The following is a 13892-nucleotide window of genomic DNA, read 5'->3' on the forward strand; positions in this document are numbered from 1 at the left end:
GGCCTTGATGTGCGCCTATCCTCTCAGCGAAGAAGACTTATAAAAAGCTACCCATCAGCAGCCGATCGGTCCAAGTCCATCTTTCCGGAGTGGCTTCGGAGGGATCACCGACGCCGGGAGTGTGCGAATACGCGGCGGACACTAGCCTGCCCGTTAGCATAGAGTACATAATCATTGGCAAGGTCGGAGCGATCATACAGTCCAAACGCGTCCGGCGAACGGGCAAGCTCGTAACCAGACGCGTCGAGCCAGATGACCCCATATTCACTGGACATCGGCAGGACACTGTAGCGTTTCTTGGCGCCAGTCGTCCCGGTCAGCTCGGCTTCCTCCGGTACAGCCTCGGCGCGCTCCCGTTCGCGGGCAGGCAGGCTCCGATCCCAGTCCAGAAACTGCTGGGGATCGATCAGGTCTTCGGAGGTCGGCGCGTCAATCTCCTCGCCGAGCCATTCTTCGAATGCAGGCCTAAGTGCTTCGGCTTCCTCGCGCGTCTTCGCGCGTCCCTGTGCCAACGCGAAGGCGACAATGGGATCGAGCGTTCCCCAGCGCAGCAGCTCGCGCGCCCAGAAGCCGAACCAAGGGAGCCCCGTTGTGGCCTTCCATTCGGCAAGTGAGGGAACGGCGAGCGGATCACCCGCACCGGCGGTCCATTTCTGCGCGACGACCGCGCCGATCGCGACCCCCAAGCGAAACTCCAGGTTGTCGGCGACAAAACGCTGGCGGGCGCGAAGATTGCCAGCTTCGGGCACTTCGCCGCCCGGGGCGCGCATCCACCAGCTCAGTACGTCGGTCCAAGCATCGAGGATCTCGCGATCACCGACCGTATCGCGAACGCGGAAGCCAAATCCGCGATCCTCCTTCAGGAGTTCGCCGAGGGCCTCGAACCGCGCCATACGCTGCGCCGGGGTATCGATACCATACTCGACGGCAGCCGCCAGCAAGTCGGCGATTGCCGGCGCGATCGCTTCGAACCTCCTGCCGACATAGGGCGAGAAGCCATATTGGTAGAGCCGCCGCCGTTCGTCGGCGTCGGGGTAGAGGTCCTCAACGATCGCGCGCCCGCGGCGCACGATCGCGTCCTCGAGCCACGCTTCCTGCGCGGCTGCGGCGACCGTGAAGGTGTTCTGCCAGAGCGCGGCGAGCTTTGTTTCGGCCCTCGGCCCATCGAGTTCGGCATCGAGCAGGCTGAGTTCCTCAAGCGCTGTCATGAGGAAGGCATCCAGTTCGTCGACCGTGTCGGCAAGCCGGTCAATGCCACCGGTGGCGCCGGTCCCTGCATTGTCGCTGACCTCGCCGGGCTCAATCTGTTCGAGCCATTTCAGAAAGGCCTCGTCGGTCAGATGTCCGAAATAGAGCCGCGCCTTGTCGCGCAGTTCGCTGAGTAGCATCGCAAGCGGACTGAGGGTCGCATCGCCCGCCAGTTCGTCGAGCCGGAGCTTCTCGCGCAACGCTTCATAGTCCTCGCGCAGAGCAGCCATCTGGTTGCGCTGTCTCTGCTTCTGTCCGTTGGCAGTGGTGGCGATCGTGCTGGGCAAGGCAATCAGCGTTAGCCCTTCCATTCCACGCGTCGAGCCTGGCCTGCCAGCACGACCGGAAAGGTTGCGGAACTCGGCCGGCGTATAGGGCGTGATGACCGGCTGCTGCGTCACGTTGTTGTAGGCGCTGCGCTTGAGCGAGGTCACAAAGATGATGTCGAACGGGAGGTTGACGCCTTCGGTGAGAGTCGCTGTCGCAACGGTGATTGGACAGATCTTTCGGTCAATCAGCGCCACCATTAGCCGCCGCAGCCGCTGCGGCATCTGACCATGGCTCGTTGCTATCCCGCGATCGAGCAGTCTCACCTCATAGGAATCTGGCCCGCAATAATCAACGCAGGCCGCCCGGGCTTCGGCGAACAACTCACCGTCCCTTCCCTCGGGCGGCACGAAAGCCGGCAGACCCTGCCAAGCTGGCAAGTCGAAGGATTCCGCATACCACCCCATCGTCTGTTCGGGCTGCTGGGCCAGTGAGATCAGAATCCGGCGATCAGTCGCAGCGAGGTGCAGCGCCGTCCACAGCACAGTCAACTGGTTGAAGCGATATAGACTGGACCGCATCTGCGGGGGCAGCTGCGCCATCGGCGGGATGTTGAGGTTGAGGTAAACCGGATCATCACGGCCTTGCACGTAGAGCGGCCGCCCATTCATAAGCTCGAGCAGCATCGTACTGCGCCGCTCAGACGCGGTCTCGAGTACACCGATCACTTGCCGGGTACTGCGATAGCGCGTACCGATCGCTGTTGCGTCGGCGGTGCCCTCCATCCACCGCGCTACAGGTCCGGCGGCACCGCCGGCGACCGCAGTTAGCGCGATACGAACGATATCGGGCGTCTGGGTGAGCAAGCGTGCGACGAAGCTCTCAAGCCTGAGCGAGCGGCTGCTGTGATCGGCAAAGTCGCTACGACCGCTTTCCGTATCCTCGGGGAGGACCTGATGCGCCTCATCGACGATCAGGAGCTTGAGACGGCTGAGGAGCAGCGGAGCGAGATATCGCATGAGCGCATCGGCCTTTTCGACCGTGGCGATAAGCACTGTCGGGCGATCGGCGTTCAGCCAATAATCGGTGATGCCCCAGTCGGCGCCGCCATAAAGGCCGGTGACTATGAGATCTCGGCCGAGCTCGGAGGTGAGTTTCGCCTCGACCTCACCAGCGAGCGCACGGGAAGGGACGAGGTACAGGGCCAGTGGCACGACCTCGCCATGATCGCGCAGTAGTAGTTCCTTCACGAGGCCGAGATTGGCGACGAGCGTCTTGCCCGAACCGGTCGGCGTGCAAAGCGCGAAAGACGAGTTCTCGAGAAGGCGGGTGAGACCGGCGCGCTGCGACGACCACAATATGCCGCGACCGCGCGAGAACTGATCACGTGCAAAGGCAAGCATGCGCGGCATGCGCCCGGGGTTGAGTTCCCCAAGGGCCCGGACCGAACGATAGATGCTGGCGTCGGAAAACCGTTCGGCAACTTGTCGCAACAGGCTGATGAGCAGCGAAACATCATCGCTGAAAGTGCGCAAGGCCATAGAGTCGAGCGCCTTAAGCTTCGCAGTGGCCTTGGCGAGGCGGTCACCGGCGCCACGCCGGATCGAATCGGCGAAAAGGCCGAGCGCGCGAATGAGCTCGACCGTGAAATACCAGCTAAGCCGGTCATCCTTGTCCTCTTCGAGGATCCGGCGGGAAGAGCCAGGTTCCCTAAGGTCGCCATTTTGATCCCAGAAGGCCATGGCATGGACGAGTACTGCATCGAAATCGGCTTGGAAAAACGCGGCGAAAAGCTTCGGGCCGTCTTCCTCGAGATCCAACTGGCCGAGAAGGCCAGATGCCATCGCGGGTAGACCACCAAGCTGGAAGGCGGCGCCGGCAAGTAATTCGATGGGCGCGATCGTTCGCATGTCGTCTGCCGAGCGCGCCAGCCATTCGAGAATCTCACCGGCCCGCCGGTAGCAATCAACGGCGCGACGCGATTGATGCCCCTCGATCTCTGCGAAGATCTCGGCTGCCTGCAACAGGCTTCGCGCATCCGCCAGCTGACCTTCGGAATCGTTGCGGTTCCAGCCGATCGTGGCGACCTGCCAGCCGATCTGTAGACAACGAACATAGGAGCGTGCCTGAGTGGCGGATAATTCGTTCTCCAGCGCGAGCCTGGTGCGGGCGCCATTGGCGATCTCGAGCCTCTGCGGGTCGTTTTCCGGCATCAGGTGGCCCAGAGTGCGTCATAGACGCCGTCGATCAGGATTTCACCGTCATTCAGAATGAGTTCGACCACCTGCAGTTCGTGAGGCGCAGTATAATCTTCGGGAACTTCCTCCCAAGGGATGAGCGAATGCTTGGACTTCCGACTCGGCACATCACCGCCTGAAATCATGATGAGGTTGGTGCGAGGCAATGGCTCGGCATTCTTGACCACCAACACTCGATCCAGTCTCGCAATCGCTGCGGAATAGCCGTCGGGATCGATTTCTCGCAACAGACGCTGCAACTGCCGAAGCCCGTGCGGTGCTGGAATATCGCGATTGATTTGGAACCAGATCCCTTTTCCATCATGCTCGCGTTCGCCTGTGTCAGGGTTTTTTTTCTTCTCGCCGTACATCAGATCGGCGACGATAGCTGGCTGAAGTTTCTTTCTCCATTTGGCCTCACCAGCAATGAAGCGCTCTATATCGCCATCGTCATCGAGTGCGAGAGCAATGAAATCCGAGCCGCGCCTTCCATAGACCTCGCGTTTGCGTTCTTCATCCCGGGCGAGCGCGAACAGATAAGCCTCCGCATCTTCATGAAAACGGAACAAGAACACCGGGATCGTCCACTCATGCTTGCCGATATAGTCGTATCCTTCGGTAAGCAGACCAGCCATGACTTCTCCAAACAGTCCACGTCGCGTGATCGAAGGCAAGCAGGTCGGATAGGTGATATGTGGTTCAGGCGCATCAGCATCTGGGTGAAGCTCGATACCCATCTGCTCATGGAAAAACGCGCGGGCGTCAGCATGAGCGGATTCGAAATAGGCGACCAAATCTGAAATCAGATCGTCGTCGCAGTCGCAATCTTGCTCGAGCAACAAGTGCCCGTAGCTACCGTCTTCGCTCGGATACGCCGTAAGCCAACGTGCCAGCGCAGCTTTCGGTGGTGGGCAATCATGCAAGGGCAAAGTCGAACTCCTCTCACAATACTTAAGGAAGTCGCGCGACCGTATGAAGCCTTATTGTTGTCAATATTCCCCGAAGCGACCAATATTGAGCGTGAATCAGAGAATTGATTGGAGTTGGCCGAAAAACGGTTTTGGCCCGATCAGCTGAACCTACCGCCGAAAAGGAACGACGTTTTCGCCACCCATGACAAAGGCGACAGGGCCTTCCTTCTTGATGGTCGCCAGTGCTTCGTCAAATGCAGCGCTGTCATCGTCGAACAGATCGTCCCACACGATGGAAGTTCCGTCCTCGGTCACCACTTCGAGCGACCAGCCTTCGCCGCCTTCCAGCTTGTAGATGTCCACCTTGAACGGTACGTTTTCGACAACGACCCGTTGTGAAGCGCTCGAGATGACCAGATTCGGTTCAGGTTCCATTGGCAGGCCTCGTCTTGGTTCAAGTCGAACCTTACACATCTGGAACGGCGTCGCCAATATGCACGGAGTGCTTTCCAATTGTTTTGCTTGGGTAAAGCGCGCCCTGAACCGACGACACGGCTGCGATTTCAAGGTCAGATTGGTTGGCGCTGCCGGGGGTGGGCCCCGGCGGCTGCGCAAGACTGGGGCACTACGCACGCTCTTTCGGCCGCAGCAATCCTAGATAACCACCATCGACCATCTTCCGCGCATCGCGCAGCAGCGCCATGACGGCGAAGCGCTCCGAGGCGCTTTGCCACTCGTCCCGGCTCACCTGCGGCATCTGAAAGATCACCTCGGCGATCTGGCGGTGGGTCGCCCCGGCCTGCCGCCCATCATGGGCTTGGAGCATGCGTTTGGCGCGCAGGCGCTTCTGACCCGTCAGGCGCTTATCGGCAGGAACAGCCCGTCCATGGATCATGGCAAGAAGTCGATAGACGGCATCGAGGCGGACGAACCCGTCTTGATCGAGCGGCACGATGGCCACTAATGCGGTGGCATCGGGATCCAACTGCAAAACCTGAAGGCGGCGATCGCCGCCGCCGTCATGAAGATGATGGAGGCCGTCCTGGGCGGGTATGGTCGTTCCCTTGGGAAGGATCGTCGGCAGGGCCGCGTCGCTGAGTGCCTCTGGTACCTCGCGCAAGAGGATGACGCCCGGATCGATCCGGGGATCCCAGAGCGCGCTGGTCTTTGGTGCTGGCAATGTCGGATCGGCTGCGAAATCGTAACCCCCATTTGTCGAGGAGAGCTGTCTTCAGGGCAACATCGTCCGGCGCGGCCTTGGAGAGGGTCGCGTAGTCCTGTGCATAGTGCTTGTTGCGGCGCAGCCATTCCCATGCCAGATCAGATGCACCGAGGCGCTCGACGTAGTCGTATCCGGCCGTGGAACGCCAGCCGGACTCATCCGACGGCATGACATATCCCGTTCGCCAACATCTTTGAAACGTTGGAAACTATACACGTACTGATTGATTTTCAGGAGTCCGGCCCAGTCGGTATCGGCGGGTTTCGGCGTGACTTAGCCGGTCGGGCCGTCACCACCGCTCTTGAGCAGTTCACGATAGCCGTGTTCGGTCATCCAGCGCGCTCGGGCAAGGTGACTATCATAGACGCTTCTGCAGCGCTCGGGGTCTGCCTTGGGATCGAGGCCGAAGAGGATTTCGACCACCTCCCGCCAGTCGGCGCCTTCCTCGGCAGCGTCGAAAATGCGGAAGTAGAGAACCATATGAGCATGGTCGTAGTCGGTCAGCGTGTCGCTGTCCGGCGGCGCATCCAGAAATGTCGTCTCGCTCTGTGCCATATGCCTACAGGATCGCAGAACCGACCCCCCTCCTGTAGTTATCGTTTTGTATAGGCCCTTCGTTCCGGGCCAAGACAACTCTTTACAATGACATCGCGTTTTTCGCCTTGGTCAAGTCAAGCAAGACGCCTTCACCCTTTTCCAAATGCACAAAGGTGATCCCAGCATCCTCGAACACCCGGCGCACTTGGTCCTCTGTCGACTCGTAGACTTGAAGGTCCCTCTCGGACTCGAGCCTTTTGAGTGCGGTCAGTGATACCAGGGCCTTATCGGCAAGCGTCTGCTGCGTCCATCCCAGCAAAGCGCGCGCGGCCCGTGATTGTCGGGCGGTGATCATGATGATCACCTCCCACCCGGCCAGTCACACATGCCAGAACTACGACTAATTTAGTCGCATATTCGGGGGCTTGCCAGAATTCATCGATGTGCCGGCACTGTTTTGCGGTGATCCGCCGCCATGCCCGACCTGGTCCGAATCGCATCGGTGACGGGTCACTTGCGCGGCAGGTTTTCGCCGAATGATACCAAATGTGATCGGCGCGAAACGGCCGCACAGGAGAAACCCGGCGACTTGCGCCGCCGGGCTTCGTCGCTGGCTCAGGACTGGTCGTCCTCATCGTCGATGAAGGACGGGTCTTCGTCCTCGGCCTGCTTGGCCTTGGTCAGGAAGTCGACCGTCTCGGCGATGATCTCGCAGCCGTAGCGGTCGACGCCCGCGGCATCGGTCCACTTGGTGTAGTGGATGCGGCCGCGGACCAGGAGCTTCATCCCCTTCTCGCAATACTGCTGGACCGTCTTGCCGAGGCCGTTGAAGCAGGTGATGCGGTGCCATTCGGTGTCCTGCACGCGGTAGCCGTTCTCGTCGCGGACGACCCGGCCTTCGGAATAGCGCGGGCGGGAGGTGGCAAGGGTGAAGGAGGTGATCGAGGTGCCGCCCTGGGTGGTGCGGGTCTCGGGGGTCTGGCCGATGTTGCCGGCGAGGATGACGATGTTCTGCATGGGTTATCTCCGTTGCTTCATCCGGAGGGACCGTCCCTCCGATGAGGCCCGTCAAAGACCGCGGGACGTGGCCTGCACGGACGCCCCGGCGTCCGCTTGACCCCCAAGGCGGGACGTGGCGCGGGCAGGCGTGGCACACGCCAACACGGGTCCCGCCGCGCGGGGTTGCCGGCCTCGGACGGACGGGCTTAGGGGATCAATCAGAAGGAGGGACAGGTCATCTCGGGGGAGCGGGAACGGAGACCTGGTGCAAGACCATCATCGTCGTTCAGGGCAACCACAGCCCCCAGATCACGCATCCAAAGGCGATGAACCTCTCGCATATCCTGATACCTGCCACCATTGCGCGTATCCGAAGGTCAGGGACCGCGGGCAGACCCAAACGCATCCGGCACCGGTCGCCGTATCACATGCTGCAATGGTTCGATGCGTCGGAGGTCCCGCCACGAGAGGGATGATGCAGGGTTGGGCCTGCACACACCCAAGGGCCGCCGCAGCATAGGTCAGAACTGCCACTGCGAAGACATGGCGAGGTTCGACTGCAACCAAGCTCTACGGGTCGAGAAGCCCCTGCCCCAAGGCATTGAGGTTGACCATCGCCACAACCGCGACGACCACGCCGCAGCCGCTGCAGATCAACGTCAGCATGACACCCGGCTCGAGCGCATGTTTCGCGACGCCATGGGCCAGTGCGTAACCTGCCACGGCGGCGGGCACCGCAAAGAGGCCGAGCGCCCCGATGCGGAGGAAGGGGTTGCGAGCGAAGCCGAGAATGCCGATCACCAGCGCGACGGATGCAGCAGCCCCCGCCAGCCCGGCGAGGAAGGACAGGCCGAAAGCAGCCCCACCCTCATGCACCTGTAAGAACGCGGCAATCCCGGCCATGACCGGCAGCGCGAATACCGCGAAGCGGAAAGCCAGCAAGCCGAGGGCGATGGACAGAGAGATGGCAAGAAGAACAAGCGACATGGACGCCTCCATGGGTCTTTGACTGTGGGGATCACGACAGGCTGCCCGTAGGTGCGCACCGCCTGCGACTATGCTGCTTCGCCGGTTCTACGAGTGGAAGCATACCAGCAGGTTCGTGTCGGGCAAAGCTCGGGGCAAACTGTTAGCAAGATCTTGCGGATCACCGAGTGCGCCTCAACGCTTTCTTACTACCAACCGGTGTCGATTGCGTGCGTATCTGCTAAGAAGGTCGATACACCCTGATCGCTCAACCTGACTAAGTGCTTGAAGTGCTTAACGCATTCCTGAAGGAGATTAAGTGTAAGCCGCGGCTGGCCGTTTTGCCCCAAGAGAAAATCAAGGTCTGCTGGTAGTTCGTATCCATGTGCAATTGTGTGCCGGATCCTCACCCAAGCGTCCGTTCTAATGCGCGTGTCATGACCGTTCCACTGCCTCGGGCCCTGATGCCATTCCCATATAGGCCATGGGTCGAATCCAGTGATATTTTTCAATAGCGATCTAGCATTTTGGCAGTTGGGTGTATTGAACCGCCCAATCTCCTGTTTGGCTGCGGTCTTCCTTGTTTGTAGTATTAGTTTTGCCCAGTCCGGTGGCGCAATTCCATCTGCTGGATGATCGAGGGAATTCTCAACAACTTCTATGAATTCTAGAGAAATTTTTTCCAAGTAAGCCTGCCATGCGGCAACGGTCATCACGACGCCTGCCCGATGGATGGCATCTTGCTGGTGCCTGCGTCCTCGCCCTTGCTGAACTTGGCCGTGGACGCTGATTAACTGGTTTACCAACTCGAGCTGGCCAGCGAATTGCTCTTGGGACTGAGAGGGCATTGCAGAGAAGATCCAGATATCGCTAGACAAGGATTGTTTCATAGCAGTTTTTTCAAGCTTCGCTACAGACGGATTGTGGGTGGCGCTCACGCGCCGCCCTCATGCTTCACGACCGGGATCCCCAGCTTGCGAGCCTTGTCCGCGAGGTTCTCCTGAATCCCGGTGCCGGGAAACACCAGCACGCCGATCGGCAAGACGTCCAGCATTGCGTCGTTGCGCTTGAACGGAGCCGAGCGGCCGTGCTTGCTCCAGTCGGGACGGAAGGCGACCTGCGGCACCTTGCGGTGATCGGCCCAGCGGGAGGCGATGAGTTCCGCGCCCTTGGGTGAACCGCCGTGGAGCAGCACCATGTCCGGGTGCTTGGCATGGACACGGTCGAGCCGCGCCCAGATCAGGCGGTGATCGTTGAAATCCGCCCCGCCGGTCACGGCCACCTTGGGGCCTTCAGGCAGAAGCAGCTGCGCCTCGGCCCGGCGGCGGGCGGCGAGGAAATCCCGGCTGTCGATCATCGCGGCGTTCAGGTTGCGATGGCTGACGCGCGAGCCGGTCCGGGGATGCCAGGGCTTGCCGAGGTGATGCTCGAAGCCCTCGGCCGCGAGGTCGCGGAAGAGTTCCAGCGCTGTGCGCCGTTCGACCATGCTCTGCCCCTCGGCCACGAGGCGTTCGAGTTCGAGGGATTTGACCTCGGAGCCGTCCTGTTCCCGCTGCAGGCGGCGCTGCGCCTGTTCGTTGTCGTCGAGCTGCCGCTCGGCCCTAACCAGCGCGCGGTGGAAGAGGTTGACCGCGCCCCAGAGCAGTTCGTCGAGATCGGGCTCTAGGCGCGTTTCACCCAGCGTCGCGACGAGGGCGTCGACGATATCGGCCACGGCACCGGCGATCTGGATGCCCTCGGGCAAGGAGCGTGGATCGGGTTCATCCTCGTAGGGGCGCCAGCCGTAGAGCTGGAGTTCGGTCAGGACGTGGGCGGTCGGGGACGTGCTGTGCTCCGGTTCATGGGCATCGGTTTCGGGATCGAGAGTCATCTGCGGGTTCCTTCCTCGGGGGGGCCGCGCGCCACACGCGGCCTTCGTGGCAGGAACGCGCCCACGGGCGGGACGGTCGGGCAGACCGAGCCCTTCGCGAGGGCCTTGATGGCCAAGCCCGGCTATTTTGCCTCGCGATGCAAAGCGCCCCATTGGGCGCGGCGGAAAATAGCCGGAGCGCGGCCATTGCCGGGCCGTCCCGATTGTGGGCCCCCTGCCCTCTGAGAAGGCCGTGCGCGCCGGCCTTTCCCGTGGACTGGACCCGCGCGGGAAAACCCTCCGAAAGCGATGCTGTGAGCCGTGCAGCGCCAGCCCGATTGCCGCCCTGTCACATCGGCACGAACCGCGCGGCGTCCTCGGCGTCGAGATGAAACCGCAACCGCGCTTGCAAGGCTGCCAGACCGTGGCGCCGGAGATCATCGTTGAAGTCGCCCAGTCGCGGCGTGAGGGTCAGCGATTTGATGCCGACCGCAGCTGCGCGCGCCTGTAGTCGATCCCTTGCCGCCGCGCCTGCGGGATCACGGTCGCGCAACACGTACAGTCGCCGCAGACCAGCGGGGAACCGGATGGCGGCCAGGTGGCCCGACGACAGCGCCGCGAGGGCGGGCATGTCTGGCAGGGCCGAGCGCACGGAAAGGACTGTCTCGATCCCCTCGCCCGCGATGAGCACGTCACCGGGCGCACCGAACCGCACCCCGTTCCCAAGCAGCGCCCCCATCGCGCGCCGCGGTGTTTCGATATCGGCCTTGGCGCTCCCGTCCGGGCGCAGCCAGGTGCGGTGGGTCCCGGTCTGGTGGCCCTCGAGATCGGTGATGGCAGCAAGCATGGCCGGAAGCCGCGCAACCGACCCGCCACCCTCGGGCCGATAGTAGCAGGCGGGATGGAACCGCAGGCTTGGCATCTGGTCGAAACCGCTGATTTCCCGCCCGCGCAGATAGGTTTCAGCTAGTGTCCCGCGCAGCCGCACTCCCATTGCGAACAGACGCCGCGCCGCGTCCTGAGATCCTATGGAAGCTGGTCGCTGTGACCGTGTAGACTGCTGTCGATCCGGGTCGGGCAACGGCAGGCTCAAGAAGCGTCGGGCCTCGTCGGCGACGTCCTTGAAGTCGACCAATCCGCAGCTTTCGCGGATGACATCGAGCAGGTCCCCATGCTCGGAGGTGGCTGCATCAGTCCATTTTCCGGCAGCACGGGTGCCGGTGGCTGGCCCGGACAAGCGTACGAACATGGACCGCCCAGCGGTGTTCCGAACATCACCAACCAGCCAATAGTGACCCTGCTTCCGGCCATTCGACAGATAGTGTCTGCACACCGCCTCGGCATTCCGGGCAAGCAGGTGCGATAGCTCGGCGGCGGGGCTCGTCATGGCAGTCTCCAAGAGGTTTGGACGAAATCAGGGGCCCGCCATGATTGAAGGGCCCCTGTGTTAGGAACCTGGGTGGAAGGTCCCGACCTGCTCGAAGGTCACTCGGCTGCTGTCCGGGCGAAGGCGTCACCGGCGACGGGATCATCTTCTCCCGAGGGCTCGGAATCTCCGATAGCCGGTTCGCCGCCGTCTTCCGCCGATTGCGCTTCGCCGGTGTCTGCATCGTTGTCCGAGGGCTCTTCATCCGCGGTGTCCGCATCATCGATCAACTCGATCTCCGGTGCGTCCTCTTCCGGCAGCGGCGGCGTGCGCAGCGGGTCCGGCAGCCAGCCGGTACCGACGAGCAGGTCCTCTGCTGCCGTCACCATCTCCGCCTTTTTCAGCCCGACGATCCGGTCCGCAGCGTCCTCACCTTTCGCCTCGCGCACCGCCTCGAGGATGCGCGCCTTGGTCACGCGGCCGAGATAGCTGTCACCCGTCGCCGTCCAGCCCGCCTTGGCCATGTCGAGCCCGACGGTTCCGGCCAGCACATCCGCATGCGCGATGGCGCGCGGGCGGCGCTGGTAGGGATCGTGGACGGCATTGACGGTCATCGCCACGCAATGGGCAAAGAGCGCCTCGCGGCTGCAGCTGTCGAACTCGGTCAGGACCTCCCAGAGGTCCTCGGGTGCCTTCGGCAGGTTGCGCGCCCAGGTCTCGTGGCGCTGGTCGATGGCCTGCGCATAGGTGGTATCGCCGAGGCCCGGCACCTGCGATCCGAACCCCGCGTTGCGCGGTTCGATCTCGATGCAGCTGTCGACGGCGTAGCGATAGAAGAGCCGCAGGACCATCGCGTGCAGCGCCGCGAGGAAGGCGACCTGCGGATCCTGGGCCAGCGCATTGCGCAGCGCCAGCGTGCGATGGGCCGTCAGTTCCATGACGAGGCGGTCGGAAAGCGGCTTGAGGCCGTCGTCCTCTTCCTCTTCGTCCGTTGCTGGCGTGACGGTGTCGTCGGTGTCCTCGACCGGCGCCGCTTGCGGTGCGACCTCGCCGGTGTCCTCCACCTCCTCGACTGGCTCCTCCTCGGGCCGCACATAGCCGCGCTCGACCCGCAGCCTCCCGGAACTGTCGATGCTGACGAAGGCTCCGGCCAGCGCGAGGTCTTCCGCCTCGAACCGAATTGGACGGGCCTCAAACGCCTCCATGGCCTCCTCGATCTGGCCCAACCGGGCATCGACGTCGTCGGGCAGCTCGTCGGCCTCTGCGTGCTCGGACTCGAGCACGTCGTATTCGGCCTTCAGCGTCTGGTAGCTGGCAGCCTCCGCGTCGCTCATCGGCACCGCCTCGCCATGGACGCGGCGCATCCCGAAGGTGTGGCCGTAGGGGAACTCAGTGTCGACCTCGACCCATTTCCAGCCCTCGGCACAGACTGCCTCGGCCTCTTCGGCGAGCTTCTCGTGCACCATGACGTCGAGAAGGGCGGCATCCTGCAGCCAGCCGCCATCGTCCTGCTGAAACAGGTCGCGCAGGATATCGCCCCCGGCCTCGACATAGTTGTCCAGCCCCACGAACTGCGCCCGCTTGTCCGAGGCCCGCACGGCACCTTCGGTCAGCATGCGGCGGATCTCGTAGGGCTGCCGCGAATAGTGCCGCTGCAGCGCCTCCCAGACCTGTTCCTGCCGTGCGTGATCGGGGTTGACCGTGAAGGCCATGAGCTGGTCGAGCGTCATTTCCTCCTCGGCATAGGCATCGTGAAGCGAGGGCGCGACGGCGGCGAGCTTCAGCCGCTGCTTGACCACGCTGGCCGAGACGAAGAAGGCCGCGGCGATCTCCTCCTCGGTGCGGCCCTTCTCGCGCATCGCCTGGAAGGCACGGAACTGGTCGAGCGGATGCAGCGGCGCGCGCTGGACGTTCTCGGCGAGGCTGTCCTCCTCGGCGAGGCCATCGGTGCGCACGATGCAGGGCACAAGTGCTGTCTTGTTCATGCGCTTTTGCTTCACGAGCAGTTCGAGCGCCCGGAAACGCCGCCCACCGGCGGGGATCGTGTACATGCCGGTCTCGGCGCCGCTGTCGTCCAGCACGGGCCGCACGGTGATGGAACTGAGCAGCGTCCGCCGCGCGATGTCCTCGGCTAGCTCCTCGATCGACACGCCCGCCTTGACGTGGCGCACGTTCGACTGGCTGAGCATCAGCTTGTTGAAGGGAATGTCGCGCGAGGCGCTGAGGGTGATTTTCTGTTGCTTGGTCATCGGGATATCTCCGGACGGGCCAGCCGGGAGCCTCTCTCCCG

12 protein-coding genes and 1 pseudogene are annotated in these 13892 nt (G+C 62.6%); all 13 read right to left on the minus strand.

The features are described 5' to 3' along the window. Positions 1-104: 104 nt before the first annotated feature. The 13 genes and pseudogenes from Q1A06_RS06265 to Q1A06_RS06325 all read right to left on the minus strand — a co-directional run bounded on the left by Q1A06_RS06265 (position 105) and on the right by Q1A06_RS06325 (position 13851). The gene (locus Q1A06_RS06265; protein WP_299560127.1) at positions 105-3728 is read right to left on the minus strand and encodes a DEAD/DEAH box helicase; all 3624 of its coding nucleotides are present in this window, start codon (positions 3726-3728) and stop codon (positions 105-107) included. Next, positions 3728-4681, minus strand: coding sequence for a hypothetical protein (locus tag Q1A06_RS06270; RefSeq protein WP_299560128.1), 954 nt, complete (start codon positions 4679-4681; stop codon positions 3728-3730). The genes Q1A06_RS06265 and Q1A06_RS06270 overlap by 1 nt, the downstream gene beginning before the upstream one ends. 150 nt (positions 4682-4831) lie before the next feature. Beyond that, positions 4832-5098, minus strand: a complete 267-nt coding sequence (locus Q1A06_RS06275; RefSeq protein ID WP_299560130.1) for a hypothetical protein — start codon at positions 5096-5098, stop codon at positions 4832-4834. A 190-nt stretch (positions 5099-5288) separates the two neighbouring features. Continuing rightward, a complete protein-coding gene (locus tag Q1A06_RS06280) occupies positions 5289-5843 on the minus strand; it encodes a DUF2285 domain-containing protein (RefSeq protein WP_299560132.1) in 555 nt (184 codons plus the stop codon). A gap of 16 nt (positions 5844-5859) precedes the next feature. Then, a pseudogene (locus Q1A06_RS06285) lies at positions 5860-6054 on the minus strand (DUF6499 domain-containing protein); the annotation flags it as partial. Between the two features lie 104 nt (positions 6055-6158). Beyond that, complete coding sequence (locus tag Q1A06_RS06290; protein WP_299560134.1) at positions 6159-6440, minus strand: DUF2285 domain-containing protein; 282 nt, start codon at positions 6438-6440, stop codon at positions 6159-6161. An 82-nt stretch (positions 6441-6522) separates the two neighbouring features. Continuing rightward, a complete protein-coding gene (locus Q1A06_RS06295) occupies positions 6523-6777 on the minus strand; it encodes a hypothetical protein (RefSeq protein ID WP_299560137.1) in 255 nt (84 codons plus the stop codon). A gap of 260 nt (positions 6778-7037) precedes the next feature. Further along, the gene (locus Q1A06_RS06300; protein WP_038076328.1) at positions 7038-7439 is read right to left on the minus strand and encodes a single-stranded DNA-binding protein; all 402 of its coding nucleotides are present in this window, start codon (positions 7437-7439) and stop codon (positions 7038-7040) included. Positions 7440-7991: 552 nt separating this feature from the next. Further along, positions 7992-8408, minus strand: a complete 417-nt coding sequence (locus tag Q1A06_RS06305; protein WP_299560202.1) for a hypothetical protein — start codon at positions 8406-8408, stop codon at positions 7992-7994. 188 nt (positions 8409-8596) lie between these two features. Continuing rightward, a complete protein-coding gene (locus tag Q1A06_RS06310) occupies positions 8597-9277 on the minus strand; it encodes a hypothetical protein (protein WP_299560205.1) in 681 nt (226 codons plus the stop codon). Positions 9278-9321: 44 nt separating this feature from the next. After that, positions 9322-10257: a DUF2493 domain-containing protein gene (locus Q1A06_RS06315; protein ID WP_299560208.1), complete on the minus strand. Its 936-nt coding sequence runs from the start codon at positions 10255-10257 to the stop codon at positions 9322-9324. Positions 10258-10585: 328 nt separating this feature from the next. Next, complete coding sequence (locus tag Q1A06_RS06320; RefSeq protein WP_299560211.1) at positions 10586-11623, minus strand: toprim domain-containing protein; 1038 nt, start codon at positions 11621-11623, stop codon at positions 10586-10588. A 98-nt stretch (positions 11624-11721) separates the two neighbouring features. After that, a complete protein-coding gene (locus Q1A06_RS06325; RefSeq protein WP_299560214.1) occupies positions 11722-13851 on the minus strand; it encodes a ParB N-terminal domain-containing protein in 2130 nt (709 codons plus the stop codon). Between the last annotated feature and the right edge of the window lie 41 nt (positions 13852-13892).

This window comes from uncultured Sulfitobacter sp. (genome assembly GCF_947497275.1).
Lineage (GTDB): Bacteria > Pseudomonadota > Alphaproteobacteria > Rhodobacterales > Rhodobacteraceae > Sulfitobacter.